We start from the raw sequence: 25,866 nt of genomic DNA on the forward strand, positions 1-25,866 counted from the left end.
TAGCAGGAGATGGACGATCAGCCATGGCAACCTCAGGGGGGAACGTGGTCACCTTGTTCGGCAGGATCCGTGAGGCTTGGGGCAGATTCTCCGCCGGCCGGCGGGCGGAGGGGAAGGCGGAGGGAAGGCCGGGGCGGGAGGCACGCTCGCACAATCTCTTCGAGGCCGCCGCCACCTACGTCTCGGCGTGTGCGGAGGACGACCAGGAGCGGATGGACGAGGCGGCGGGCTGGGTGTCGCCGGAGGCGCTGTCGTTCGGGGTGAACGAGCTGGCGTGCCGGGCCGTGATCGCGCTCGCGCGTGAACGCGACGAGTCGCCGCAGGACGTGGCCCGGGTGCTCCTCGGGCTTCCGGCGGTGTGACGCGCGCTGCTCTCACCGGTGGTCGATTTCGTCCCGTCCCGTCGGAAAACTGCAGCTCGGCCGTGGCAGGAGGAGTCGTGACAACCGCCTTCCGGTCGCACTAGGGTGCGCGCCGTTGGACGAAGCGATGGGGAGGCTGGGATGGCCGGGACGGACGAGGACGCCGTCGCCGCCGCGGACGATGCGCTCTATGTGCTCACGGCGGTGCTGCTGACACCGGCGAAGTTCCCGAGCGTGCTGGGCGACGACTATCCGGAGGCGTGCGCGGCGCTCGGCCTCCCGCCGCTGGCCGACGGTTACGGGCTGGTGCTCGGCCAGGACGGGGAGGGCGCCCGGTGGACCGTCGTCATCGACGACGTCTCGCTGGTCGCCGTCGCCATCGCGTCCTGGGACTGCGGCATGGAGTACGACCTGTCGCCGGACGAGCGCACGGTCGTCGCCGCGTTGCCCGGCTGGCCCCTTGCGGTGGCCGTGGCGGCTCCGGGTGTCCCCGCGCCCCACGACCCCGGTCCCGAGTCCGCCGACCGGCCTGCGCTGTCGCCGCCGGACACCACGGTGTGGGGGCCCGCGCAGCGGCGTCTGGGGGCCGACGAGATCGCCGTGCAGTGGGCCCAGTGGCGGGAGCAGGTCGACGACGCGGACTTCCCGCTGCCGGACGACGGCTCCGGCTCCGCCGAGAGCTCGGGCGGGAGCGTGGCGGCAGGTGCGGAGGAGGACTCGGCAGCGGGCGCACAGGAGCACCCGGAGGCCGGTGGGCAGGAGAGCGCCGAGGCCGGTGCGCAGGAGAGCACCGAGGCGAGTACGGAGCAGGGCGCCGAGGCGAGTGGGGAGCAGAGCACCAAGGCAGGTGCGGAGGCGGCCGCCGGGGCCGGGCGCGGGGCCACGGGGCACAGCGGGGTCCGGCGGGTGCTCGCGGAGGCCCGGGCCTATGTCGACACTCCCCCGCCGCTCGGCCGGGTCCGGTCGTCGTTCGCACCGGGAGACGCGCGGACCCTGCGCGCCGACGGCCCGGGCTGGTCGCTCGTGGCCAGAACGGACGACATCGCGTTCGTCCTGCTCGACGAGGAACCCGGAGAGGTGCTGCCGGTGGGCCGGGGGCCCGAGCTTCCCGGGCTGCTGGAGGCCCTCGACAAGATGGCCGTACGGCCGAGCTGACGCAGGCTTTCCGAGGCCCGTTCGGCGCCCGAGTGGCGAAGCCCCGCCTCCCCGGCTGTCTTCAACCCCTATGCCCGGCCTTCCTTCCATGTGGTTCCAACCCATGGATGCGGTCGGGGCGGGCCCGCACCATGGGGCAGCCCGCGGCTGCGTCTCTGCCGCGGCTCTCCGCGTGACTCTGCGCCGCAACTCTGCGCCGTGACTCCCCGTAGTGCCCTGGAGGCCCCTATGCGTCTGCCCCGTGGTGTTCCGTTCCTGACGACCGCCGTCCTGACGGCGGCCGCGCTCGCCGGGCCGGCCCCGGCCGCCGCGGCGGCGGAGGATGGCCACTGCGCGCGTCTGGAACGCGTGCGCGTGCCCGGCGCGGAGCTGCAGCGCACGGCCTGCCTCGGCGACCTGACCACCACCGGCCTCGCGGGCACCCCGTACACCGACATGGCCGACCAGGCAGGTCTGACGGCCGCCGCCACCCGCACACCGTCCGGCGTCCCCGGGATACAGATCGACGGCTACTTCCCGGACTCATCACGCTTCAACTCCACGCACGGCTGGCGGCACGACGCGCAGTTCGTGATCCGGCTGCCGGACCACTGGAACGGCGGCCTCGTCGTCACGGGAGCGCCCGGCACCCGCAAGCAGTACGCCACGGACAAGGCGATCTCCGACCGGGTCCTGGCCCAGGGGTACGCGTACGCCGCGACCGACAAGGGCAACAGCGGCGCGGACTTCTACCGGGACGGCAGCCGGCCGGGCGACGCGGTCGCCGAGTGGAACACGCGGACCACCGAACTCACCCGGGCGGCCCGGCGTGCGGTGGCCCAGCGCTACGGCCACGCGCCGCGCCGCACGTACGTCGCCGGCATCTCCAACGGCGGCTACCTCACCCGCTGGCAGCTGGAGAACCACCCGGAGCTGTACGACGGCGGCGTGGACTGGGAGGGCGCGCTGTGGACCGCCGACGGTCCCAACCTGCTCACCTCCCTGCCCCCGGCGGTGGCCCGCACGCTCGGAGCGGCACGGGACGAGGACCTGTACGCGGCGGGCTTCGCCCGCGGTTCCGAGTTCCTGTGGCCGTACCACGAGAAGGCCTACTGGGGCCTGACGCAGAAGATCTACCGCGCCGAGTTCGACCCGTCGTACGATCCCGCCTGCCCGGGCCCGACGGCCGGGTCGTCACTCGAGCAGATCCTGGCGCCGTGTCCTGCCGACGCGGCGTACGCGTACGCGGCGCGCCCCGCGTCGGTCCACCGGGCCGTGGCCCGGGTGGCCCTCACCGGACGCATCGGCAGGCCGCTCATCACGTTGCACGGCGATCTGGACGCGCTGCTGCCCAAGTCGGCCGACTCCGACGTGTACTCCCGCATGGTGGATGCGAGCGGTCGAGGCGCGCTGCACCGCTACTACACGGTCGAGGGCGGCACCCACGTGGACGGGCTGTACGACACGTACCCGGAGCGGCTGCGACCGATCCTGCCCTGCTTCCGGTCGGCGTTCGACGCGCTGACCGGGTGGGTGGAGCGAGGCACCCCGCCGCCCGCCGACCGGACGGTCAGCAGGCCGGCGGACGGCGACGTGGTCGACTCCTGCACTCTGACCGACGGGGTCCCGGCACGCGGTTAGGCCCTCAGCGTCCGAGCTCCTTGCGGGTCACACGGCGAAGCCTGCGCCGCTGCGAGGGGTCCAGTGTGAGATAAGCGGCGGCCGGGACTCCGAGCACTATCAGGAGGGCGGCCCACCAGGGCAGCCAGATCCACAGGATGAGCCCGGCCGCCACACCCCCTGCGGCGATCTTGGCGTTCTTCGACATGGTGTCGCCTCCTTCGCGGCCACTGCCGCTCTCTGTCCTGAAAACGGGCCCGCGCTCCCCGCGGTTCCGTACCGCGACCCTGAGACGCCCCTGAGACGGGACCCTTACGCGTCCCTGAGACCCGTCTCCGGCGCCTTCCGGGAACGGGCCTCGCCTCACCTGAATAGTGACGCAAGCCACAAGCCGACCGCACCTCACAACCCCGGGAATCATGTATATTCGGCGACTCCGTCTCCACTAGTCAAATTTGAGGAATACGTCATCGCTGCGCAGACGACTCTCCCGGCCACGTCCCCTGAGATCTCCGAACTCGCCAGCTGCTGCGCGGTTTTCCTGCCCGGCGATCCCGCGCGCACCGGCAGGATCGCCTTCTGGCGTCTCGACGGCGAGGCTCCCCCGGCCGTCCCGTCGGGCGGCGGCGAAGAGCTGACGGTCGTCGTGCCCCAGAGCGACGGCGATGGTGTCGAGCTGGTGAGTGTGCCCGCGGTCCTGTTGCCGGTGAGGGAGGCGCTGCCGCTTCTCACGCGCGCGCGTGCCTGCGCTTCCGGGCACCGTGCGGCGGTGTTCTGGGGCGCGGCCGCCGTGGAAGCCCTCCATCTCGTGTCCCGCGGGCTGCTCCTGCCCGGCCTGTCCGAGGCCGACCACGACGCCTGGCGCGCCGGTCCGCTGAGCGCGGAGGACATCGAGCGGGTCCGTCATCTCGCCGCCGCGATGCCGCCCGAGGCGCACGCCGTGCCGGTGAACGATGCCGAGCCGCCGCGCCTGCCCGACCCGGAGCGGCTGGTGCGGGCGTTCCTGGACGCCGTCGCCGACACGCTCCCCCGCTCTCCCGCCGCCGCACTGGTGGCGGACAGCCCTGCCTACGCGGTGCGGGAGCCGGTGCGCGCGCCCGAGCTGCGGGCATGGGCCGCCGATGTCGCCGCGGGTCATGACGCGGGCGTACGGCTGTCGCTGCGCGTCGAGGTGCGCGGTCTGTCGCCCGTGGCCGCCGAGGAGTCGGTACCGGTCTTCCGGGCCGTGCTCCAGGTGCACAGTGTCGGCGATCCCGCGCTCGTCGCGGACGCGGCAGACGTGTGGGCCGATACCGCGGGTGACGCCTTCGGCACGCGCGCGCGGATGGACGCCCTGCTCGCGCTCCGCGGTGCGGCGCGCGCCTGGCCCACGCTCACGCCCCTGTTGTCGGCCGCCGTGCCGGATGCGGTCGAGCTCGCGGACGAGGAGGTCACCGAGCTCCTCGGAGCAGGCGCCCGGGCACTCGCCGGCGCGGGTGTCGACGTGCACTGGCCGAAGGAGCTGGCCCGTGATCTGACGGCTCGCGCGGAGGTCGGGCCGTCCGACGACGAGCAGGGCCGCGGGGCGCCGGTCTTCTCGGACGGCGGGCCGTCCTTCCTGTCGGCGGACGCGCTGCTCGCCTTCAACTGGTGGTTCGCGCTCGGCGACCGGCGGCTCACGCGCGAGGAGCTGGACCGCCTCGCCGAGGCCGACCGCCCCCTGGTGCGGCTGCGCGACCAGTGGGTGCTGGTCGACCCCGAGGAGGCCCGGCGCGCCCGCGCGCGACAGGACCGCAAGGTCACCCCCGTCGACGCGCTCGCCGCGGCCCTGGCGGGTTCGACGGAGGTCGACGGGCACCGCGTCGAGGTACGGGCCACGGGATGGCTGGCGGCGCTGAGGGAGCGGCTCGCCGACCCGGAGGCGCAGGAGCCCGTCGACCAGCCCGCCGCCCTCGCCGCCACCCTGCGCGACTACCAGCGGCGCGGCCTGAACTGGCTGGCCCGCATGACGTCGCTGGGCCTCGGCTGCTGTCTCGCCGACGACATGGGCCTCGGCAAGACGATCACGCTGATCGCCCTGCACCTGCACCGGCAGACCGACGCGGCGGCCGCCGGGCCCACCCTCGTGGTCTGCCCGACGTCCCTGATGGGCAACTGGCAGCGGGAGATCGAGCGGTTCGCGCCCGGCACGCCCGTACGGCGCTTCCACGGTGCGCGGCGCGATCTCGCGGACCTGGCCGACGGCGAGTTCGTCCTCACCACCTACGGCACCATGCGCCTGGACGCGGGCCGGCTGGCCGCCGTGCCGTGGGGCATGGTCGTCGCGGACGAGGCCCAGCACGTGAAGAACCCGTACTCGGAGACCGCCCGGCAGCTGCGCTCCATCGGCGCACGCGCGCGCGTGGCGCTCACCGGCACGCCGGTGGAGAACAACCTGTCGGAACTGTGGGCGATCCTCGACTGGGCGACCCCTGGGCTGCTGGGCCGGCTCGGCACCTTCCGCAGGCGTTACGCGCAGGCCGTCGAGGGCGGCCAGGATCCGGCCGCGGCGGAGCGGCTGGCGCGGCTCGTCCGGCCGTTCCTGTTGCGGCGCCGCAAGTCGGACCCGGGGATCGCGCCCGAACTGCCGCCGAAGACCGAGACCGACCACCCCGTGTCGCTGACGCAGGAGCAGACGGCGCTGTACGAGGCCGTGGTGCGCGAGGCGCTCGCGGAGATCGCCGGCGCCGACAGCATGGCGCGGCGCGGCCTGATCGTGAAGCTGCTGACGGGCCTGAAGCAGATCTGCAACCACCCGGCGCAGTTCCTCAAGGAGGACCGCCCGAAGGTCGCGGGCCGTTCGGGGAAGCTGGAACTCCTCGACGAGCTCCTCGACGTGATCCTCGCCGAGGGCGCGGGTGCGCTGGTCTTCACCCAGTACGTGCAGATGGCACGGCTCCTCGAACAGCACCTGGCCTCCCGGGGTGTGGCCTCGCTGTTCCTGCACGGCGGAACGTCCGTCACCGAGCGGGAGAGAATGGTGCGGCGCTTCCAGGACGGCGAGGTCCCCGTCTTCCTGCTGTCGTTGAAGGCGGCGGGCACCGGGCTGAACCTCACGCGCGCGGAGCACGTCGTGCACTACGACCGCTGGTGGAACCCGGCCGTCGAGGCGCAGGCCACCGACCGCGCCTACCGCATCGGCCAGAACCGGCCCGTGCAGGTGCACCGGCTGGTGACCGAGGGGACGATCGAAGACCGCATCGCCGCTCTGCTGCACCGCAAGAGGGAACTGGCCGACGCTGTACTGGGGGCCGGCGAGGCCGCGCTCACGGAACTGTCGGACGCCGAACTGGCCGAACTGGTCGAGCTGCGAGGAGGCCTGCGATGACTGCCTACGAGGGTGACACGGAGCGCACGTTCGCCGCGCTGCCGCCCGCGCACGGGCGGGGCTTCGCACAGAGTTGGTGGGGCCGAGCCTGGCTCAAGGCCCTGGAGGAGACGGCGCTGGACTCGGCGCAGGTGAAGACGGGCCGCCGGCTGGCACGCGCGGGTGCCGTCGGCGCGGTGTCCGTGCGGCCGGGGCGCCTCACGGCGGTCGTCCAGGACCGGGACGGCACCGCGCACCGGGCGGACGTCCTGCTGGAGGAGCTGTCCGACGAGCAATGGGATCGCTTTGTCGACATGGCGGTCGAGCGGGCCGGTCATGTCGCTGCCCTGCTGGACCGTGAGATGCCACCGCACCTGGTCGAGGACGCGGCGGCCGCCGGCATCGAGCTGCTGCCCGGCCTGGGCGATCTGGAGCCGGAGTGCGACTGCGGCGCCTGGGACCACTGCGGGCACACCGCGGCACTCTGCTACCAGGTGGCGAGGCTGCTGGACCAGGACCCCTTCGTCCTGCTGCTGATGCGTGGACGGGGCGAACGCGCGGTCATGGACGCCCTGCAGACGCACGGCGGCGCGTCCGCGGTGCAGGCCCCCTGCCGGGAGGGCGTGGACGCCTCCGAGGCCTACGCGGCGGGGCACGTCCTGCCTCCGCCGCCCACCCCGCCCGTACTCCAGGAGGGGCCGGGCGTTCCACCGTCCCTGGACACGGAAACGGTGCCCGCACCCGTGGCCGATCCGGCCGCGTTGTCGTTCCTGGCCTCCCGGGCCGCGGCGGAGGCGTACCGTCTGCTGGCCGCGGCGCTGCGAGCCGGGCACGACCAGCAGCCGGTGGAAGTCGGGCCGACGGCGGCCGAGGACGCGGTGCGCCTGGCCGCGGGTGCTCCCCGACCCGCTGTGCTGGAGCGCCTGGCCGAGGGGTCCGGGCGCGACCGGGAGGCACTGGACGTGGCGGTACGGGCGTGGCGGCTCGGGGGCCGGGCGGCGCTGTCCGTGCTCGAACAGGAGTGGGCGGTCGAAGGCGACACGCTCGCACGCGCGCGTGCCGCCCTGGAGGCGGCGTGGGAGGAGGACGAGCGGCCGTCCCTGCGGGCGAGGGCCAACCGGTGGACCGTCGTCGGCGAGCCGCACCAGCTCCGCCTGGATCGCGACGGCTGTTGGTGGCCGTACCGCAGGGAGCGGGGTCACTGGGTGCCCGCCGGGGAGGCGTCTCAGGACCCGGCCACGGCGTTGGCCTCCGCCGCACTCCCGCCGGACGAACTCTGAGCCGATCCGGCACCGTGACCGGGGCGGGAGCGGTACGCCGTTCCGCTGCAGCCGCGGGCCGGGCGCCGGGGCGGGCCCTCAGGCCATCCGGCATACGCCGAGTGCTCCTCCGCTCGCACCGACCGTGCCTCGCGCGTCCGGCAGCGGCCGGGCACCGGGTGTCGCAATGCGACCGGGTGCCCGGAGTCGACCTGCAAGAGCCCCTGCGGGGCGGCGGGCCGGGCGCTCGCCGCGAGGCCGCCGACGGGCGGTGCGCTCTCCGCTCCGTCCTCGCCTCACGGCGCCATCGAGCCGGCTCCTCCGCGGAAGGTCACCGAGGTCTTCTCGGCAACATGACGGTCGCGGTGAGTGACGGGGCGTGGGTGCCGGTTCGCGGCCTGGGAGCGTGGGTCGCTCATGGCCCAGCCGACGAGCGGTTGTGGATCGGCTGAAGGCCGGTCGCGGCCGTTTGTTCGGGCCTGGTGCCGCAGTGGTGGGCTCGGTGGGCCGTTGTCCAGGGGCTCCGTCCGGGCCGTCAGGCTCGGGCGGCGGCCGGCCCGGCGGTTCCGGCCTGCCGGAAGATCTTGCGGAGATTGTGGCAGGCCGCCAGCAGTCGCCCTTCGCCACGGGCCCCGTTCCCACCGCACAACAGCTCACAGCCATCCTGGCAGGTCATAATCTGGCCGGATACGGGTTCGGCGATGGCTTTGCGGCGGCTGTAGGCGGCGCGGCCGGGTTTGGTCCGCAGCTTGCGGGCCATGCGCTCACGGGCCGTGGCGTCCTGTGGGATGCGTCCGCGCGGTGTGGCGCTGACCTGCTCGTCGTAAGTCAGACGACCGGTGGCCATGGACGTGTCGGTGCCGGGTTCATTCTTGCGGTCGGCCGCGGCCGCGAGGTTCGCCTCGGAGCAGTACCCCGCGTCGACCAGCGCCTGCTTGGAATGGTTACCGGAGTTCGCGGCGGACTGGTCGAGCATCATGGTGTAGTTCAGCACGTCCGAGGCGTTCGTCGTCACATCGGCGGCGGTGCTGATCTGGTGCGCGCCGTCCACGACGGCTTGGGCGTTGTAGCCAGGATGTAGGCCCCGTCGCTGTTCTTCATGATCCGGGAGTCCGGGTCGGTGAAGTTGGCCTGCGCCTTGTCCCTCGGCCGCGCAACCTCGGCGGCCTTGTCTCCGGCGGCCTGCACGGCGTCGGGATTGTCGTCGGAGGCGGCGTCGGGCTCAACTGCCCGCTTGACCGCCGATGTCCGCGGCCAGCGCCGCGTAGATGTACTCGCTGCCCCAGCGATCCCCGTCGAGGTCGTTCTCGACCAGGTGCGCCTCCCGACGCATCCCGAGGCGCTCACAGACCCGCACAGACCCGGTGTTCTCCACATCCAGCCGTGCGTAGAGCCGGTGCACGCCCAGCCTGTCGAAGGCAAACCCGGCCAGCGCCTTGGCCGCCTCCGTCGCATAGCCGTGCCCCTGGTGACGTGGGTCGAGAGTCCAGCCGATCTCGGCCTGGGCGGCGCGGGCATTGGCCAGGGTGAGCGTCACCTCGCCCAGGACGCCGGGCTCACCGCGTCGGCACACAGCAAGCGCCAGCTTGTCCCCGTCGGCGCACCAAACCGAGTGCGCCGCGCGCTCGGCCGCAACCTGCTCACTGCGCTCCCGCGTGTGCGCCGGCCGGTACAAGTAGCGCGCCACGCTCGGCAGGCTCTGGTAGGCGTACAGGTCGTCGGCGTCGCCGGGAGTGAACAGACGCAGCGACAACCGGCGCGTGGTCAACGGCAGCAGCGAGGTGACGTCCATACGGACCTCCGGGATGCGGATGTGGATCAGGATGCGGAACTGATCGTCGCATCACGGACTGACGGGCAGCCACGCCTTTTCAACAGCAGCGCCCGACAGCCCCACTCCACCACGAGGCGCGGCATTCCGGGAGTTGTTTACTGACCCACGCTCCTAGTTGTGCCGTCTCATGACATCGGTTCCTCGCGGTCAGGCTTGGCGAGCGTAGGACGCGAGGCGATCGGCGAGCGCGGTGACGAGATCGCGCAGTTCACCGGGGCGCTCGATGACGAACGGCCGGTCGAGTGAGGCGAGTACGGGAGGCAACCAGTCGAGCCGCTCCGCCCGCAGCTCGACGCGCAGCCAGCGCTCGGTCGCCCGGTCCTGACCTGCCGCGGGCTCGTGCTCCTCCACGCTCGCGACGCTGGCGGGCAGGTGGGCGCGGATCTGCTCGACTGTCCCGTGGATGCGCAAGGTCACCTCATGTCGGTACTCGGCCGTGGCGAACGCTGACAACACGCGCTGTGCCGGACCGGGACCCTCGGGCGCTTCGAATGAGCCGGGCAGGGTCCGCGCGTCTGCGATGCGATCGAGCCGGAAGGTTCGGTCCTCGCCGATCCGGGCGTCCTTGCCCGTGACGTACCACCGGCCCGCATGGGCGACGATCCCGTACGTGTGCAGCGTGCGTTCGCTGCGCCGTCCGTCGCGGTCGGTGTAGCGGATCGAGACCGGCCGGCGGTGGCGCACCGCGTCGGCGATGGTGAGCAGGACCCCGGCGTCCGGGGTGTCGAACTCTCCGGGCTGTTCCGTGAAGGCGAGGGATTCCAGGAGTGTGTCGAGCCGCCGGGCGATGTGCTTGGGCAGCACCCGCCGGATCTTCGCCGATGCCGTCTCGTTCGCCGTGCGCTGCGTCGTCGTCAGCCCTGCTCGGCGGCCGGCGACCAGGCCGAGCAGCACGGCCAGCGCCTCGTCGTCGCTGAGCATGAGCGGAGGCAAGCGGTACCCGGGAGCGAGCCGGTACCCGCCGTAGCGGCCGCGCACCGATTCCACGGGCATATCCAGCTCGATCAGCTGCTCCACATACCGCCGCACGGTGCGCCCTTCGACGCCGAGCCGGTCGGCCAGTTCGGCCACCGTCCGGGTGCCGCCCGACTGCAGCAGCTCCAGGAGGGTCAGCACGCGGGCAGTGGGTCGGGGCACGTGCACAGCCTAATGCGAATACAGGACCGATTCTGTCCACTATCTCTCCTAGCCTGCGCAGTGCACGCCTCCAGCACAGCCAAGGAGATCCCCATGGAGTTCGTCTCGATCCGCATCATCACCAGCGACGTGGCGCGCCTCGTCGAGTTCTATGAGCGAGCCACCGGGGCGCGGGCGACGTGGGCCACCGACGACTTCGCCGAACTCAACACCGCGGGCGCCACCCTCGCGATCGCCGGCACCAGCACCGTCCCGCTGTTCGCCCCGGGCTCTGCCCGCCCGGCGGACAACCACAGCGTGATCACCGAGTTCCTCGTGGACGACGTGGACCGCGTTCACCAGAACCTGACCGGCTTCGTCACCGACTTCGTCAAGGAGCCCACCACGATGCCCTGGGGCAACCGGTCGCTGCTGCTCCGTGACCCCGACGGCAACCTCGTCAACTTCTTCACCCCCGTCACGCCGGCGGCCATCGCAAAGTTCGCACGCTGACGACACCACGCAAAGCCGCTCAGGCGGGAGCCCTGATCCCAGGGCTCCCGATGAACGCGGCCGCCGAGTCCAGGAGCGCCACCGGCAGGGGACAGGCGCTGCGGCGGCAGACCTTCCGAGACACCACACCTAGTTCTGCGGTGCCAGGGTGCGAAGGACGCAGAACTCGTTGCCCTCCGGGTCTGCCATGACCACCCAGTTTCGGCCTGGGCCTTGGCCGACATCCGTCTTGGTGGCCCCGAGGCTGAGCAGCCTGGTCACCTCGTCCTCGGTGCTGCCGTCGATCGGGCTGACGTCGAGGTGAAGCCGGTTCTTCACGGACTTGCCCTCGGGTACCTGGATGAACAGCAGGGTGGGCGCCATCTGGCGGGCCCGGACATCCTCGACGGTCGGTACCCAGGAGCCGATCTCGACCTTGCCCTCGCCCCGGTCGATCACCTTGAAGTCCAGGACCTCGCACCAGAAGGCGGCGAGTCTCTCCGGATCGTGGCAGTCAACGGCCAATTCGGTGAACCTACTGGTCATGACTCTCCCAGAAGTGCGGACGGGACTCAGAGTACGGGCAGGAGAGGCACGGTGTTGAGCACGCCCTGAACGTCATTCAGGACGTGCGGAGATCGGGCTTCACCCGTGCTGCACACCGGTCTGCCCGTCGAGTGAGGCACCGGTGGCTGCGAAAACGGACGAGGCGGCAGCCTGCCCCGGCACAGGCAGCCGCCATCAGCCAGAGCCGCGGCCGGCCGACATGCGCAGCCGTGCACATCCCTGCACAGCCACACGGGAAACACCCGGCGGCGGCAACGAGTGCTCAGCTCCTGTCATACAACGCGTAAGCCCTCCGGCCTCGTCCGTGACCCGGACGAGGCCGGAGCGTCGCCTCCCGGGCCTGGTTCAGCGGGCGCCGAGGAGGTGGTCCATGGCGAGCTGGTCGAGGTGCTCGAAGGCCATGCCGCGGGCGGCGGCGGCATCCGCGTCGAAGGTGTCGTAGGCGGACGCGTCGGCGAGCAGGCCGGCCAGGCCGTCGGGGGCGGTGGGCTGGGCGAGCTGGTCCAGGCGGGCCGCGGCGAGCGCCTCGCGCACGGCCGGGTCGGCGCGGAAGGCGGCGGCCCGCTCCTTGAGGATCAGGTAGTTGCGCATGCAGCCCGCGGCGGACGCCCAGACACCCTCCAGGTCCTCGGTGCGCGGCGGCTTGAAGTCGAAGTGCCGCGGACCGGCGTACCCGGCCGACTCCAGCAGGTCCACCAGCCAGAACGCGGACCGGAGGTCACCGGCGCCGAACCTGAGGTCCTGGTCGTACTTGATCCCGGACTGGCCGTTGAGGTCGATGTGGAACAGCTTGCCCGCCCACAGCGCCTGCGCGATGCCGTGCGGGAAGTTCAGCCCGGCCATCTGCTCGTGACCGACCTCCGGGTTCACCCCGTACAGCTCGGGCCGCTCGAGCCGCTCGATGAACGCCAGGGCGTGGCCCACCGTGGGCAGCAGGATGTCGCCGCGCGGCTCGTTCGGCTTCGGCTCGATCGCGAACTTGAGGTCGTAGCCCTGCGAGGTGACGTACTCGCCCAGCAGATCGAAGGCCTCCTTCATCCGCTCCAGCGCGTCCCGCACGTCCTTGGCGGCCCCCGACTCCGCACCCTCGCGGCCGCCCCAGGCGACATACACCTTCGCGCCCAGTTCCACGGCCAGGTCGATGTTGCGGATCGTCTTGCGCAGCGCGAAGCGCCGCACGTCCCGGTCGTTCGCGGTGAACGCGCCGTCCTTGAAGACCGGATGCGTGAACAGGTTCGTCGTCGCCATCGGCACCTTCATGCCGGTGGCGTCCAGCGCCTGCCGGAAGCGCTTCACACGCGCTTCCCGCTCCGCGTCCGAGGAGCCGAACGGGATCAGGTCGTCGTCGTGGAAGGTCACGCCGTACGCGCCCAGCTCGGCCAGCCGTCGCACCGACTCCTCCGGGTCCAGCTCCCCCCGGGTGGCATCACCGAAGGGGTCCCTGCCCTGCCAACCGACCGTCCACAAACCGAACGTGAACTTGTCCTCGGGAGTGGGCTGGTAGTTCATTCCACGGCTCCTTGCTCGCTCGCGCCTATTTCGTCATGGCGGTTTACAAATTAATATGCGGACGCACCCCTGGGAAGGGACAGGGTGTCCCCGAAAAGGTGACGTCCACCTCGCAGTGGCCCGGACGCCCCGCAAAACCCCAGGTCAGAACCCCCGCAGAGCCGCGTAAAAGGGAGTAGCCCGATGTCAGCAGCCGAGGGTCCGCTCGTCGTCGGCGTGGACACGTCCACCCAGTCCACGAAGGCGCTGGTCGTCGACTCGGCCACCGGCCGGGTCGTCGCGAGCGGCCAGGCGCCCCACACCGTGTCCACCGGAGCAGGCCGCGAGAGCGACCCGCGCCAGTGGTGGGACGCCCTGTGCCAGGCCCTGAGCCAGTGCGGCGACGCGGCACGCGAGGCCGCGGCGGTGTCGATCGGCGGACAGCAGCACGGACTCGTCACGCTGGACGCCCAGGGCGACCCGGTGCGTCCGGCCCTGCTGTGGAACGACGTGCGCTCCGCGCCGCAGGCCCGCCGGCTGGTCGAGGAACTGGGCGGCCCCAAGACGTGGGCGGAGCGCACGGGCAGTGTGCCCAGCGCCTCCTTCACGATCACCAAGTGGGCCTGGCTGGCCGAGCACGAGCCGGAGTCGGTCCGCGCGACCAGGTCCGTACGTCTCCCCCACGACTACCTCACCGGGCGCCTCACCGGTCAGGGGACCACCGACCGCGGTGACGCGTCCGGTACCGGCTGGTGGGCGTCCGGGACGGAGTCGTACGACGAGGAGATCCTCGCGCGCGTGGGGCTCGATCCGGCGCTGCTGCCCCGGGTGGTACGTCCCGGGGAAGTCGCCGGCACCGTACGCGACAGCCACGACCTGCCGTTCTCCAAGGGCACCCTGGTCGCCCCGGGCACCGGCGACAACGCGGCCGCCGCGATGGGGCTCGGTCTGCGGCCGGGCGTGCCGGTGATGAGCCTCGGCACCTCCGGCACGGTGTACGCGGTGTCGCAGCACCGGCCGGCCGACCCGACGGGCACCGTGGCGGGCTTCGCCGACGCGCGCGGCGACTGGCTGCCGCTGGCCTGCACCCTGAACTGCACGCTCGCCGTGGACCGCGTCGCAGCCCTGGTGGGCCTGGACCGCGAGGCCGTCGAACCCGGCACGGGCGTCACCCTCCTGCCCTACCTGGACGGCGAACGCACCCCGAACCTCCCCCACTCCTCGGGCCTCCTGCACGGACTGCGCCACGACACGACCGCAGGCCAGCTGCTGCAGGCCGCGTACGACGGCGCCGTCCACTCGCTGCTCGGCGCGCTCGACCTGGTCCTGGACGCGGACGCGGATCCCTCCGCGCCCCTGTTCCTGATCGGGGGCGGTGCGCGCGGGACGGCATGGCAGCAGACCGTACGGCGGCTGTCGGGACGCCCGGTGCAGATCCCCGAGGCCAGGGAACTCGTCGCCCTCGGCGCGGCGGCCCAGGCGGCCGGCCTGCTGACCGAGGAGGATCCCGCCGCGGTCGCCCGGCGCTGGAACACGGCAGCGGGCCCGGTGCTCGACCCGGTCGAACGGGACCAGGCGACGCTGACCAGGATCGCCGGGGTACTCTCCGACGCGGCCCCGCTGCTGGAGCGGGGCGCGGACACACGCTGACGGACGCGCTGGTGGGAGACGACACCCTGCACGGCTGCTTCGGGGTGACCACGGGGACGCCTTCGGGGCCGGGCCGCCGGAGAACGTGCCCCCGCGGACACTCCCCGGCGGCCCCGGAGGGAGACGTCCGCTCCGCGTCCGCCGCAGGACACGCGACCGAGGACTGACGGAGGCATGACCGCACCGCCGCACGAAGCACACCCGGCCCGCCCCGGGCGTCCCCTGCCGGACACCCAGCAGGGCATGCGCCGCCGCAACCTGGCCAGGGTGATGCACACCGTCAGCGCCGAGGGGCCCCTGTCCCGGGCCGCCGTCGCCTCACGGATCGGGCTGACGCGTGCGGCGGTCTCGACGCTCGTGGACGAGCTCATCCGCTCGGGCCTGCTGGAGGAACTGGGCCCGGAACGTCCCGGCAGGGTGGGCCGGCCCGGGTCGGCGCTCGCGGTCAGCGCGAACGGCCCCGCGGGCCTCGGCGCGGAGGTCGGCGTCGACCACCTGGCGGTCTGCGCGGTCGACCTGCGCGGCCGGGTACGGTCACGGGCCGTGCGGTACGGCAGCAACCGGGGCCGATCGCCGGAACCGGTGATCGAGCAGCTCACCGGCCTGGTGCGGCAGGTCGTCGCCGAGGCGGAGGACGAGGGGCTGTGGCCGGCCGGGCTCGCCGTGGCCGTCCCCGGCCTCGTGGCACGCAACGCCCGGACCGTCGTACGGGCACCGAACCTCGACTGGCACGACGCGGACCTCGGTGCGCTGCTGCCCGCCGGCCTGCCGCTGACCGTGGACAACGAGGCCAACTTCGGCGCGCTCGCCGAGCTCTGGCTCGGTGACGGCACGCCCCGGGACTTCCTGCACGTCTCGGCCGAGATCGGCATCGGTGCGGCCGTGGTGGTCGACGGACAGCTGCTGCGCGGGACCCGTGGGTTCGCGGGCGAGCTGGGACACGTGCCGGTGCATCCCGACGGGCCGCAGTGCGCATGCGGAGGGCGCGGGTGCCTGGAGCAGTACGCCGGTGAGAAGGCCGTTCTGCGCGCCGCCGGCGTGGAGCCGGGCGAGGACCGCGTCGGACTCCTCGCGGGACGCGCCGAAGAGGGCGACGAGGCCGTGGTCCGGGCTCTGCACGAGGCGGGCACGGCCCTCGGCATCGCCCTGACCGGTGCGGTCAACCTGCTGGATCCCGAGGGCGTGGTGCTGGGCGGCGCCCTGGCCGGACTCGCTCCCTGGCTGCTGCCGCCGCTGCGGGCCGAGCTGGCACGGCGTACGGCGGGTCCGGTCTGTCCCGTGTCCGTGTCCGGACTGGGCCCGCAGGGTCCTCTGCTCGGCGCCGCGCACTCGGTGGTACGGGCCGTCCTGGACGATCCCGCTGCGGTGGCCGAGCGCGCCTGACCCGGGGAGCCGGCGTCGCGGCCCGCCCACCGGGGACGGCCGCGCCACACGGCCCGTTGGTCTTCGCCCGCACCGCGGTTCCGCTCGCCCCGCCCGCGGGTTGCGCCGCCGGCTCGCTCGCGCCCACTCGATCGGGTGAGCGAGTTGTCCACAATCTCTCGGGCATCCACCGGATCACGGTGTGCTCTTCTGCCCAACACGCAAGCGCCGTACGGTGATTCACGCGGACGCAGCCGTCACCGGGACGCCGGGTGCGTCAGCTTTCACCGCTTCCCTACGTCCCTCCGCCCCACCGTCCGGCCTTCCCACCTCACCTCCTTCCCGCCTCGACCGGCATTCGCCAGAAACGAACGGAGCTGCGCTGCGATGAGCGACCTTCGGATCCTGACCGTGCGACCCGAACCGGGTGAGTACGCCTGGACGTTCGGCGGCGCACCCCCCGTGGCCCGCATCTCACCCGGCACGGTCCTCGATCTGTACACGGAGGACTGCTTCGCCGGCCGGGTGCGGTCCGAGAAGGACCTGGTGTCCGAGGTGTGCGAGTTCCCCTACCTCAATCCGCAGACCGGGCCCTTCCACGTGGAGGGCGCAGAGCCCGGCGACACCGTCGCCGTCCACTTCGTGTCGATCGAACCGGCCCGGGACTGGGCGGCGTCGACCACTGTTCCGCTGTTCGGCGCACTGACCTCGACGCACACCACGGCCACGCTCCAGCCACCGCTCCCGGAGGCCGTCTGGATCTGGCAGCTCGACCGGGCCCGCCGAACGGCACTGTTCCAGGCCCGCGACAGTGACATCGAGGTGGAACTGCCCCTCGACCCGATGCACGGCACGGTGGGAGTGGCCCCCGCCAACCTGGAGGTGCGCTCGGCCCTGGTGCCCGACGCCCACGGCGGCAACATGGACACGCCCGAGATGCGGGCCGGCGTCACGTGCTACCTCGGGGTCAACGTGGAGGGCGCGCTGCTCAGTCTCGGCGACGGGCACGCCCGGCAGGGCGAGGGAGAGACCTGCGGCGTCGCCGTGGAGTGCGCGATGAACACGGTCGTGATCGTCGAACTGCTCAAGGGGCTGGTCACCCCATGGCCACGCATCGAGTCGGACACGCACATCATCTCGACGGGCTCGGCGCGGCCGCTGGAGGACGCCTTCCGGATATCCCAGCTGGACATGGTGCAGTGGCTGGCCCGCGACTACGGATTCAGCGAGCTGGACGCCTATCAGTTCGCCACCCAGGCAGTCGAATCGCCGCTGGCCAACGTCTGCGACACCAACTACACCTGCGTGGCCAAGGTCCGCAAGGAGTGGCTACCCGCGCGCGAGACTCACCGCGGAGTGCACGCGCGGCTGCGCGAGACGGCGGCCACGCTGCGGAACTGACGACTCTCCCCAACGACGAAAGGCAGTTCCCGTGGAACGGGCTACACCGATTCCCAGCAGGCGGCGGCTCCTGATGGGTGCCGCGCTCGCCACCGTCCCCTCCGCGCTGCTTGCCGGCGCACGGGCGGAGGCGCGGCCCCAGGTCGTCGACTATCCGTCCGCCGAGTGGCAGCCTGCCAGTACGTCCAACTACACGCCGTCGAACCGCCCCACCGCCTACCCGCTGGACTATGTGGTCGTCCACGTCACCCAGGAGACGTACGCCGACACCCTGTCCATCTTCCGCGACCCACGCAGTCAGGTGTCCGCGCACTACGTCGTCCGCTCCTCCGACGGGCATGTCGCGCAGTGCGTCCGTGAGGCCGACGTGGCCTGGCACGCGGGCAACTGGGACTACAACACCCGCAGTATCGGTATCGAGCACGAGGGCTGGGTGGACCGGCCCGCGTACTTCACCGACGCCCTCTACGAGCAGTCGGCGAGACTCACCGCGGCCATCTGCACCACATACGGCATCCCCAAGGACCGCGCGCACATCATCGGGCATCACGAGGTACCGGGCAGCGACCACACGGATCCGGGGCCTCTGTGGGACTGGTCGCGGTACATCAGACTGGTCAACTTCGCCTGACCGAGGCGGACGGCCACGTTCGGGTGAGCCGACCGGTCGAAGAGGTTGTCGGCGCCCATCCCCGGAGCGACGATGTCCCCAGCCGCATCGCCGTCCGGGGAGGCCGAGTTGACCGATCCATGGCTCGCTCTGGAGCCGGGAGCCGACCCGGTCGAACGCACACGGACGCTGCGGCGCGCACACGAGGCGTTCACCGAGGCGGGCACGGTCCCCCGGCCGGTGCGGGCCGTGGTGGCCGAGTCGTGGCGCCGTTCGGTGCGGGCGGGGGTCGGTCCGGACGGCACCGCGAGCGTGGAGCTCATGGACGGTGATCTCGGCGCCTACCGGGCCGAGCATCCGCTGGCACAGGTGATGCCGCTGGTCCGTGAGCTCCTGGGCACCTTCGCCGCGGACGGGGAGCATCTGCTCGCGGTGTGCGACGCACACGGCAGACTGCTGTGGGTCGAGGGCCATCCGGCCACACGGCGCCGTGCCGGACGGATGAACTTCGTGCCGGGTGCCCGGTGGGCGGAGTCGGCGGTCGGGACCAACGCGCCGGGCACGGCGGTGGCCGTCGGCCGGCCGGTGCAGGTCTTCACCGCCGAGCACTTCATCCGGCAGGTGCAGCCGTGGACCTGTGCGGCGGCTCCGGTGCACGATCCGCGCACCGGGCGGGTGCTCGGTGCCGTGGACATCACCGGCGGGGACGGACTGGCTCACCCGCACAGTCTGGGCTTCGTCCAGGCCGTCGCCCGGGCCGCCGAGTCCCAGCTGGCACTGCTCACGCCGCAGCGGCCCGCCGCCGACACGGCCGAGCTGACCGCCCTGGGCCGTGACGAGGCCCTGCTGAGCGCCGGCGGCCACCGGGTCCGGCTCAGCCGGCGGCACAGCGAGATCGTCGTCCTGCTGGCCCGGCACCCGGAGGGGCTGACCGGCGACGAGCTGCTGTGTGCGCTGTACGAGGACGAGAGGGTGACGCCGGTGACGTTGCGCGCCGAACTCGCGCGGCTGCGCCGGGTGCTGGGACCCGGCCGGCTGGCGTCGCGCCCGTACCGGCTCACGATGCCCGTCGAGTCCGACGTCGCCGTCGTGGAGCGGCGCCTGGGGGCCGGCGCGGTGACCGCGGCGGCGACGGCGTACGCCGGTCCGCTGCTGCCCGGCTCCCAGGCCCCGGCGGTGGCACGGCTCAGGCAGCGGCTCGCGGACGGCCTGCGCACGGCACTGATAGCGGGCCGCGACCCCGATCTGCTGGCCGACTGGGCGCACGCGCCCTGGGGTGAGGACGACCTCGACGTCTGGCGGGCACTGGCCGCGGTCCGGCCCACGGCGGCGATCCGGTCCCGGCTCGCCGTGCTGGAATCCGAGCTGGCGGCGCCGGACCGGTGGTGACCGCCGGCCGGTGAGCGGTGGTCCCCCAGGCCCGGGCCGCGGCCGCGCAACGTCCCTGCAACCTCCCGCTCCCTAGCCTCGCGCGGAGAGCTGCCCAACGGCGGGCAGCGCTCGACGACGGAGGCAGACCAGGATGACCCGTTACGCGGCGCCCGGCACCGAGGGCGCGATCGTCTCCTATCAGCCGCGCTATGACCACTTCATCGGCGGTGAGTACGTACCGCCGGTGCGCGGGCAGTACTTCGAGAACCCGTCCCCGGTGAACGGTCAGCCGTTCACCGAGGTGGCACGGGGTACGGCGGAGGACGTGGAGCGGGCGCTCGACGCGGCGCACGAGGCCGCCCCGGGCTGGGGCCGCACCTCGGTGACCGAGCGTTCCGACATCCTGCTGAAGATCGCGGACCGCATGGAGGCGAACCTGGAGCGGCTGGCGGTCGCGGAGAGCTGGGAGAACGGCAAGCCGGTGCGCGAGACGCTGGCGGCCGACATCCCCCTCGCCATCGACCACTTCCGCTACTTCGCGGGCGCGATCCGGGCCCAGGAGGGTTCCCTCGGCGAGGTCGACGACGACACGGTGGCGTACCACTTCCACGAGCCGCTGGGCGTGGTCGCGCAGATCATCCCGTGGAACTTCCCCATCCTGATGGCGGCGTGGAAGCTCGCTCCGGCTCTCGCCGCCGGCAACGCGGTGGTCCTGAAGCCCGCCGAGCAGACCCCCGCCTCGATCCACTACTGGCTCAGCCTGGTCGCGGACCTGCTGCCGCCCGGCGTCCTGAACGTCGTCAACGGCTTCGGTGTCGAGGCGGGCAAGCCGCTCGCCTCCAGCCCGCGGGTGGCGAAGGTGGCGTTCACCGGCGAGACCACCACGGGCCGGCTGATCATGCAGTACGCCTCGGAGAACATCAAACCCGTCACCCTGGAGCTCGGCGGCAAGTCCCCGAACATCTTCTTCGACGACGTCTGGGCACGGGACGACGACTTCCGCGACAAGGCGCTCGAAGGCTTCACGATGTTCGCGCTCAACCAGGGCGAGGTGTGCACCTGCCCGTCCCGGGCGCTGATCCAGCGCGGCAACTACGCCGAGTTCCTCGAAGCCGCGGTCGCCCGCACCGAGCTGATCACGCCGGGCCACCCGCTGGACACCGACACGATGATCGGCGCGCAGGCGTCCAACGACCAGCTGGAGAAGATCCTCTCCTACCTCGACATCGGCCGGCAGGAGGGCGCGAAGGTCCTCACGGGCGGGCAGCGCGTCGAGCACGACGGCGAGCTGAAGGGCGGCTACTACGTCCAGCCGACCATCTTCGAGGGGCACAACCGCATGCGGATCTTCCAGGAGGAGATCTTCGGTCCGGTCGTGTCCGTGACCTCGTTCGACGACTTCGACGACGCCATCAAGATCGCCAACGACACGCTGTACGGCCTCGGTGCGGGCGTGTGGACCCGGGACATCAACACCGCGTACCGCGCGGGCCGCGCGATCCAGGCGGGCCGCGTCTGGACGAACTGCTACCACGCCTACCCGGCGCACGCCGCGTTCGGCGGCTACAAGCAGTCGGGGATCGGGCGCGAGACCCACAAGATGATGCTGGAGCACTACCAGCAGACGAAGAACCTCCTCGTCTCGTACTCGCCGAAGAAGCTGGGCTTCTTCTAGAGCCCCAGAAAAGGGCGCCTGACCAGGCAACTCGCCCGGCAGGCGCCCTTGTCGCACTCCCCCTGGGCCGCGAAGCGAAATTCGGCCCTACCCCTGATCTCTCCCACAAGTCGCGGCGACCTTGGCCAGGCCCCACAGGATGATCATGTCCAGCGTCATGACGCTGATCGACCGCAGAGGGTAGTACGGGATGAACATGAACTGTGTGACAAGGCCGAGCGCGGCGATCGCGACGCCTGCCCTGACGGCCCCACCTCATGGCACGAAGTACCGCCACACCGCGAGCCGAGGAGCGGCGTGTCCGCAACGGTGAAACAGCGTGACCCCGTAGCCGTCGCGTAGCGACCGCACCCCGGGCTCTCCGGCGAGTCACGGAGGACCCATGTTCCGTTAAGCGCGCTTGTGCGCCTCTTGCATCTATTGGGCCGGATTGATGGTTGGACCATCTGCCGAAGGTCCTCGACGGGGAGATCGCGTTCGTTCCCGAACAGGAGCCGCCCGGCACGGCGGCTCCGGACAGGGGCGAGGCGCCGGCGTCCAGCGCGGCGGAATCCGGTCCCGGCCGGTGAAGCCGGCTCCTGTGCCGGACTGCCCGTAGCTCTGGGGCGTCCAGGCGCGGGTGGCGGGTCAGGCTGCGGGGGGGCATCGAGCACCCAGCTGCTGCGCGCTTACGCAGGCGTCGACGCCAGTGGCCGTCAGGGCGGGCTCGAGGACGGGGCGCGACGGGAGTCGGGCCATGGACGGTGCACGGGACGTTCACGCTGTCGGTGACGGGCCTGTGGTCGACCGGTCGACCACCAGGCCGGTGCTGAGACCGGCGGAGATTCCGGGTCCGGAAGACAGACGCCCCTTGAGGGCGTGCGCTCGATCGGGCCGCTTGCCGTCCGGCATCGCCTGTCAGAAGTCGACCGGGTCCCGGACCAGCGGGCAGGTCATGCAGTGGCCCCCGCCGCGCCCACGCCCCAGCTCGGCTCCCACGATGGTGACGACCTCGATGCCGGCCTCGCGGAGCAGGGCGTTGGTGAGCGTGTTGCGGTCGTAGGTGAACACCACGCCGGGCTCCACGGCGACCGCGTTGTTGCCGCTGTCCCACTGCTGGCGTTCGGAGGCGTACACGTCGCCGCCGGTCTCCACCACACGCAGCGAGGACAGCCCGAGCGCCCTGGCGACCACCTCGACGAAGGGCGTGGTGCCCTCGTCGACGAGGTCGAAGCCGGGGGCACGGTCGGCGGGGTGCAGCGAGAACGTGTGCACCGCGTCCATGATCCGGGGGTAGAGCGTGACCACGTCCCGGTCGGCGAAGGTGAAGACCGTGTCCAGATGCATGGCGGCCCTGAGCCTCGGCATCCCGGCGACGATCACCTGCCGGGCGGCGCCCTCGCGGAACAGGGCGGCGGCCACCTGCGTGATGGCCTGCCGCGAGGTCCGCTCGCTCATGCCCATCAGGACGACACCGTTGCCGACCGGCATGATGTCGCCGCCCTCGAAGGTGGCCTGTCCCCAGTCCAGCTCGGGGTCGCCCCACCACACCTTCGCCTCCCGGAAGTCGGGGTGGAAGGTGTAGACCGCCTTCATCAGCAGCGTTTCGTCGTGCCGCGCGGGCCAGTACAGCGGGTTGAGGGTGAGCCCGCCGTACAGCCAGCAGGTGGTGTCCCGGGTGTAGAGGGTGTTGGGCAGCGGCGGCATCAGGTACTCGCGTGCGCCGGTGGACTCCAGGGCGAGCGCGCAGTAGTCGGAGCGGTACTTCTCCGGCAGGTCGCTGGTGGCGAGCCCGCCGATCAGGTACTCGGCCAGGCGCCGGAGCTCCAGCGTCTCCAGATAGCCCCGGGTCGCGTCGACGAGGCCGATGCCGACCCGGTTCGGCACGATCTTCCGGTCCAGCAGCCACGCCTTCGCCTCGGGAATCGCCATGGTCTGGGCCAGGAGGTCGTGCAGCTCGACCACCTCCACTCCGCGCCGGGTGAGGTCCGCGACGAAGTCGGCATGGTCGCGCTGGGCGTTCTCCACCCACATCACGTCGTCGAAGAGCAGTTCGTCGGAGTTGGTGGGGGTCAGCCGCCGGTGCGCGAGACCGGGGGAGCACACCAGGACCTTGCGGAGTCTGCCGACCTCGGAGTGGACGCCGAGGGCGGCTCCGGCGGCGCTGTCGATCACGGTCACGCGACCTCCTTGGACGGTGCGGGGCGGAAGGGGGGGAACTCTCACAGGCTGATCCATCCAGCGGCCAGGGCCACGACGCCGGCGGCAGCGCTGGCCACGGAGACGGTCAGGATCACCAGTTCTCGGGACGAGAACAGCCGTCGGCCCTGTTCACGGCGGGCCATGACGAACAGGAGGGTCGCCGGGGCGTAGACGATGAACGAGACGAGGAGGAACTTCAGGCCGGCCGCGTACAGGAGGAAGGCGGTGTACAGCGTGGCGACGACCGCGACGGTCAGCTCACGTCGGGACGTCCGGCCGCGGGCGGCGCGGGGGTCCTCACGGATGCCGATCTTGACGGCGAAGGCCGCCGCCAGCAGGTACGGGATGAGCGACAGGGCGCTGGTGAGGTTGAGCGCGAAGTCGAAGGCGTCGTCCGAGAAGCTGGTGATGACCAGCACCACCTGGATGAGCAGCGACGTCATCAGCAGGGCGGGCACGGGCACGTCGACGGCGTTGGCACGGCGCAGGAAGCGTGGCATGTCGTCGTCCTGGGCGGCGACGAAGAGTACCTCGGCGGCCATGAGCGTCCAGGCCAGATAGGCGCCCAGGACGGAAACGATCAGTCCGACGCTGATGAAGACCCTGCCCCAGGTGCCGACGGCGGACTCCAGGACACCGGCCATGGACGGCTGGCGGAGTCCGGCGATCTCACCCATCGGCAGGATGCCGTACGACACGATGGTCACCGACGCGAAGACGGCGAACACGCTGAGGAAGCCCAGCACCGTCGCCCTGCCCACGTCGGAGCGGCGCTTGGCGTGCCGGGAGTAGACGCTGGCCCCCTCGACGCCGAGGAAGACGAAGACGGTGGCGAGCATGGTGCCGCGCACCTGGGAGAAGAGCGAACCGGCGTAGTCCTCGCCCTGGAAGTTGTCCGCGAAGACACCGGCGTCGAAGTACACCAGGGCCAGAACGACGAAGATCAGTACCGGGACGAGCTTGGCCACCGTGACGATCCTGTTGATGGCGGTGGCCTCCGTCACGCCACGCCGGATCATCCAGAAGAAGGCCCACAGCCCGACAGAAGAGAGCACGACCGCCACGGCGGTGTCGCCGTCGCCCAGCTCCGGCCAGACCGAGCCGATGGTCGACATGATCAGGACCCAGTACGTCACGTTGCCGACGCACGTGCCGGCCCAGTAGCCGAAGGCGGAGAAGAAGCCCAGGTACTCACCGAAGCCGGCCTTGGCGTAGGCGTACACCCCCGCGTCCAGACCGGGCCGGCGCACCGCCAGGGACTGGAAGACGAAGGCCAGCATCAGCATGCCCGCCCCGGCGATCGCCCAGGCGATCATCGCCCCCGCGACACCCGTCTCCTCCGCGAACCGTGCTGGCAGGGAGAACACTCCGGCGCCCACCATGGACCCGACGACCATCGCGGTGAGAGTGAGCAGCGGCAGCTTGGCGGGCGGCGGAGACTCCCGGTCGGTCTCGGTGACTGCGGCCTGTGACATGCCATCCCCCAAGGATCACGGGGCGGATCCGACCACTGTGCATCACCCGGTGGTCCCGGGCATCCGGTAGTCCCTGCTCGAGGGGCATGCCAGTGAGCTGGAAGACGGGCGAGAACCTCGTGGACACGGTCGGCCTGCTCACCGGGACGGCGTCGGAGGTACCGGCCGCTGCCGCGGCGGGAGATCACCACCCGTCCCGCTGATACCACTGCCACCGACGGGCGTGACCGTTCCTCTCCGCACGCCTACGACGTGGGTCTGCTGCTCCTGAGTCTGGTGCCGGGCCTGGCTCTCGCCGCCCACGGCGCGCAGAAGCTGTTCGGCTGGTTCGGCGGAGGCGGGATCGAGGGCACCGGTCAGTTCCTCGCCATGAGCGGCTGCCCGTCGGGCGAGGCGATGGCGGTGATCGCGGGCCTCACCGAGACCTTGGGAGGGCCACACCGGTTGGTGTACGGCGTAGCCGCCGTGGTGCTCGCCGGCCTGGTTCTCCTCATCCGTAACTGACGGCCCGTAAGTGCGCTGCACTTCCCGGCCGGCACACGTGCCTGTCCCTCGTGCGGCACGACGCCGGCGCCCTGTCCGACGGCGCCGGAGGCGAACACCTGGTCCGACAGGTACGCCGGCGCGACGACGGTGCCGGACACCGGCGTGGTGATCCCCAGCGTCGTGGTGCGGACCAGCGTCGCCGTACTGGAGTCGTGGGGTACGGCTTCGTCCTCGCGCTCCTCGCTCCGGGCGTGTGCCGGTGCGGCGGACGCGGTCGCCACACCGTGGACGTCGCCGCGGACGGAACGGCGGTCGGTGAAGCCCGGCAGATCACCAGCGAAGTGACCGACGCGCCGTCATGGAGTGCCGGCGCGAACCACCTCCCGCACCTCGGCCACGGCAGGCTCCGCCTCGTACCGGCGGACGGCGGGCGCCCCCCGCACGGTGGGGCGGCCTCC

Annotated in this window: 19 protein-coding genes and 3 pseudogenes; 13 read left to right on the top strand and 9 right to left on the bottom strand. The window is 72.0% G+C overall.

Going from position 1 to position 25,866, the window contains the following annotated elements:
- The first annotated feature begins 23 nt into the window (after positions 1 to 23).
- The 3 genes from H0H10_RS19535 to H0H10_RS19545 all read left to right on the top strand — a co-directional run bounded on the left by H0H10_RS19535 (position 24) and on the right by H0H10_RS19545 (position 3,137).
- Complete coding sequence (locus tag H0H10_RS19535) at positions 24 to 362, top strand: hypothetical protein (protein WP_223180121.1); 339 nt, start codon at positions 24 to 26, stop codon at positions 360 to 362.
- Between the two features lie 141 nt (positions 363 to 503).
- Positions 504 to 1,517: a hypothetical protein gene (locus tag H0H10_RS19540; protein ID WP_188182298.1), complete on the top strand. Its 1,014-nt coding sequence runs from the start codon at positions 504 to 506 to the stop codon at positions 1,515 to 1,517.
- Positions 1,518 to 1,745: 228 nt separating this feature from the next.
- Positions 1,746 to 3,137, top strand: coding sequence for a tannase/feruloyl esterase family alpha/beta hydrolase (locus H0H10_RS19545; RefSeq protein WP_188182299.1), 1,392 nt, complete (start codon positions 1,746 to 1,748; stop codon positions 3,135 to 3,137).
- A gap of 4 nt (positions 3,138 to 3,141) precedes the next feature.
- Here H0H10_RS19545 and H0H10_RS19550 read toward each other — a convergent pair whose 3' ends face one another.
- Complete coding sequence (locus tag H0H10_RS19550) at positions 3,142 to 3,324, bottom strand: tail-anchor membrane protein (RefSeq protein WP_188182300.1); 183 nt, start codon at positions 3,322 to 3,324, stop codon at positions 3,142 to 3,144.
- 261 nt (positions 3,325 to 3,585) lie between these two features.
- On the opposite strand from H0H10_RS19550, the gene H0H10_RS19555 reads away from it, so the two are divergent.
- Together H0H10_RS19555 and H0H10_RS19560 are read left to right on the top strand one after the other, a co-directional pair.
- Positions 3,586 to 6,462, top strand: coding sequence for an SCO1167/SCO6262 family helicase (locus H0H10_RS19555; RefSeq protein WP_188182476.1), 2,877 nt, complete (start codon positions 3,586 to 3,588; stop codon positions 6,460 to 6,462).
- On the top strand, positions 6,459 to 7,721 hold the full coding sequence (locus tag H0H10_RS19560) for an SWF or SNF family helicase (RefSeq protein WP_188182301.1): 1,263 nt from the start codon (positions 6,459 to 6,461) through the stop codon (positions 7,719 to 7,721). The genes H0H10_RS19555 and H0H10_RS19560 overlap by 4 nt, the downstream gene beginning before the upstream one ends.
- Before the next feature lie 514 nt (positions 7,722 to 8,235).
- Here H0H10_RS19560 and H0H10_RS19565 read toward each other — a convergent pair.
- The 3 genes and pseudogenes from H0H10_RS19565 to H0H10_RS19575 form a co-directional block, all read right to left on the bottom strand.
- Positions 8,236 to 8,891, bottom strand: a pseudogene (locus H0H10_RS19565) (transposase); the annotation flags it as partial.
- Positions 8,892 to 8,922: 31 nt separating this feature from the next.
- Positions 8,923 to 9,492, bottom strand: coding sequence for a GNAT family N-acetyltransferase (locus H0H10_RS19570; RefSeq protein WP_188182302.1), 570 nt, complete (start codon positions 9,490 to 9,492; stop codon positions 8,923 to 8,925).
- 189 nt (positions 9,493 to 9,681) lie between these two features.
- Complete coding sequence (locus H0H10_RS19575) at positions 9,682 to 10,671, bottom strand: helix-turn-helix transcriptional regulator (protein WP_188182303.1); 990 nt, start codon at positions 10,669 to 10,671, stop codon at positions 9,682 to 9,684.
- A 93-nt stretch (positions 10,672 to 10,764) separates the two neighbouring features.
- Here H0H10_RS19575 and H0H10_RS19580 point away from each other — a divergent pair, with 93 nt between their 5' ends.
- Positions 10,765 to 11,163 (top strand): VOC family protein, encoded by a 399-nt coding sequence (locus tag H0H10_RS19580; RefSeq protein WP_188182304.1) that lies wholly within the window; start codon positions 10,765 to 10,767, stop codon positions 11,161 to 11,163.
- A gap of 129 nt (positions 11,164 to 11,292) precedes the next feature.
- On the opposite strand, the gene H0H10_RS19585 is transcribed toward H0H10_RS19580, so the two are convergent.
- Together H0H10_RS19585 and xylA are read right to left on the bottom strand one after the other, a co-directional pair.
- Positions 11,293 to 11,688 carry a VOC family protein gene (locus tag H0H10_RS19585; RefSeq protein WP_188182305.1) on the bottom strand — a complete coding sequence of 132 codons (396 nt, stop codon included), beginning with the start codon at positions 11,686 to 11,688 and terminating at the stop codon, positions 11,293 to 11,295.
- Positions 11,689 to 12,054: 366 nt separating this feature from the next.
- Entirely contained in the window at positions 12,055 to 13,218 is a 1,164-nt protein-coding gene (gene xylA, locus H0H10_RS19590) for a xylose isomerase (RefSeq protein WP_188182306.1), read from the bottom strand.
- A gap of 183 nt (positions 13,219 to 13,401) precedes the next feature.
- Between xylA and xylB the strand changes: the two genes are divergently transcribed.
- The 6 genes from xylB (at position 13,402) to adh (ending at position 21,266) form a co-directional block, all read left to right on the top strand.
- The gene (xylB, locus tag H0H10_RS19595; protein ID WP_188182307.1) at positions 13,402 to 14,847 is read left to right on the top strand and encodes a xylulokinase; all 1,446 of its coding nucleotides are present in this window, start codon (positions 13,402 to 13,404) and stop codon (positions 14,845 to 14,847) included.
- 174 nt (positions 14,848 to 15,021) lie between these two features.
- On the top strand, positions 15,022 to 16,230 hold the full coding sequence (locus H0H10_RS19600; protein WP_188182308.1) for an ROK family transcriptional regulator: 1,209 nt from the start codon (positions 15,022 to 15,024) through the stop codon (positions 16,228 to 16,230).
- A 366-nt stretch (positions 16,231 to 16,596) separates the two neighbouring features.
- A complete protein-coding gene (locus tag H0H10_RS19605) occupies positions 16,597 to 17,610 on the top strand; it encodes an acetamidase/formamidase family protein (RefSeq protein WP_188182309.1) in 1,014 nt (337 codons plus the stop codon).
- A gap of 73 nt (positions 17,611 to 17,683) precedes the next feature.
- Positions 17,684 to 18,241, top strand: a complete 558-nt coding sequence (locus tag H0H10_RS19610) for an N-acetylmuramoyl-L-alanine amidase (protein WP_223180122.1) — start codon at positions 17,684 to 17,686, stop codon at positions 18,239 to 18,241.
- Positions 18,242 to 18,313: 72 nt separating this feature from the next.
- On the top strand, positions 18,314 to 19,609 hold the full coding sequence (locus H0H10_RS19615; protein ID WP_223180123.1) for a GAF domain-containing protein: 1,296 nt from the start codon (positions 18,314 to 18,316) through the stop codon (positions 19,607 to 19,609).
- 133 nt (positions 19,610 to 19,742) lie between these two features.
- Positions 19,743 to 21,266 carry an aldehyde dehydrogenase gene (gene adh, locus H0H10_RS19620; RefSeq protein ID WP_188182311.1) on the top strand — a complete coding sequence of 508 codons (1,524 nt, stop codon included), beginning with the start codon at positions 19,743 to 19,745 and terminating at the stop codon, positions 21,264 to 21,266.
- 87 nt (positions 21,267 to 21,353) lie between these two features.
- Here adh and H0H10_RS41505 read toward each other — a convergent pair.
- From H0H10_RS41505 to H0H10_RS19630, 3 genes and pseudogenes are all read right to left on the bottom strand, one after another.
- Positions 21,354 to 21,503 (bottom strand): annotated as a pseudogene (locus tag H0H10_RS41505) (DUF7144 family membrane protein); the annotation flags it as partial.
- 660 nt (positions 21,504 to 22,163) lie between these two features.
- The gene (locus tag H0H10_RS19625; RefSeq protein ID WP_373566857.1) at positions 22,164 to 23,420 is read right to left on the bottom strand and encodes an arginine deiminase; all 1,257 of its coding nucleotides are present in this window, start codon (positions 23,418 to 23,420) and stop codon (positions 22,164 to 22,166) included.
- A gap of 47 nt (positions 23,421 to 23,467) precedes the next feature.
- Positions 23,468 to 24,922, bottom strand: coding sequence for a basic amino acid/polyamine antiporter (locus H0H10_RS19630; RefSeq protein ID WP_188182313.1), 1,455 nt, complete (start codon positions 24,920 to 24,922; stop codon positions 23,468 to 23,470).
- 183 nt (positions 24,923 to 25,105) lie between these two features.
- On the opposite strand from H0H10_RS19630, the pseudogene H0H10_RS40055 reads away from it, so the two are divergent.
- Positions 25,106 to 25,405: pseudogene (locus H0H10_RS40055) on the top strand (DoxX family membrane protein); the annotation flags it as partial.
- Between the last annotated feature and the right edge of the window lie 461 nt (positions 25,406 to 25,866).

It is taken from the genome of Streptomyces griseicoloratus, assembly GCF_014534645.1.
Taxonomy (GTDB): Bacteria; Actinomycetota; Actinomycetes; order Streptomycetales; family Streptomycetaceae; genus Streptomyces; species Streptomyces griseicoloratus.

Bases quoted from the DNA above. Each gene is read 5' to 3' on its own strand.
- xylA (WP_188182306.1), bottom strand. From the start codon at position 13,218: ATGAACTACCAGCCCACTCCCGAGGACAAGTTCACGTTCGGTTTGTGG.
- H0H10_RS19605 (WP_188182309.1), top strand. From the start codon at position 16,597: ATGAGCGACCTTCGGATCCTGACCGTGCGACCCGAACCGGGTGAGTAC.
- H0H10_RS19580 (WP_188182304.1), top strand. From the start codon at position 10,765: ATGGAGTTCGTCTCGATCCGCATCATCACCAGCGACGTGGCGCGCCTC.
- H0H10_RS19600 (WP_188182308.1), top strand. From the start codon at position 15,022: ATGACCGCACCGCCGCACGAAGCACACCCGGCCCGCCCCGGGCGTCCC.
- H0H10_RS19615 (WP_223180123.1), top strand. From the start codon at position 18,314: ATGTCCCCAGCCGCATCGCCGTCCGGGGAGGCCGAGTTGACCGATCCA.
- H0H10_RS19535 (WP_223180121.1), top strand. From the start codon at position 24: ATGGCAACCTCAGGGGGGAACGTGGTCACCTTGTTCGGCAGGATCCGT.
- H0H10_RS19545 (WP_188182299.1), top strand. From the start codon at position 1,746: ATGCGTCTGCCCCGTGGTGTTCCGTTCCTGACGACCGCCGTCCTGACG.
- adh (WP_188182311.1), top strand. From the start codon at position 19,743: ATGACCCGTTACGCGGCGCCCGGCACCGAGGGCGCGATCGTCTCCTAT.
- H0H10_RS19630 (WP_188182313.1), bottom strand. From the start codon at position 24,922: ATGTCACAGGCCGCAGTCACCGAGACCGACCGGGAGTCTCCGCCGCCC.
- H0H10_RS19610 (WP_223180122.1), top strand. From the start codon at position 17,684: ATGGGTGCCGCGCTCGCCACCGTCCCCTCCGCGCTGCTTGCCGGCGCA.
- H0H10_RS19570 (WP_188182302.1), bottom strand. From the start codon at position 9,492: ATGGACGTCACCTCGCTGCTGCCGTTGACCACGCGCCGGTTGTCGCTG.
- H0H10_RS19585 (WP_188182305.1), bottom strand. From the start codon at position 11,688: ATGACCAGTAGGTTCACCGAATTGGCCGTTGACTGCCACGATCCGGAG.
- H0H10_RS19550 (WP_188182300.1), bottom strand. From the start codon at position 3,324: ATGTCGAAGAACGCCAAGATCGCCGCAGGGGGTGTGGCGGCCGGGCTC.
- H0H10_RS19540 (WP_188182298.1), top strand. From the start codon at position 504: ATGGCCGGGACGGACGAGGACGCCGTCGCCGCCGCGGACGATGCGCTC.
- H0H10_RS19560 (WP_188182301.1), top strand. From the start codon at position 6,459: ATGACTGCCTACGAGGGTGACACGGAGCGCACGTTCGCCGCGCTGCCG.
- xylB (WP_188182307.1), top strand. From the start codon at position 13,402: ATGTCAGCAGCCGAGGGTCCGCTCGTCGTCGGCGTGGACACGTCCACC.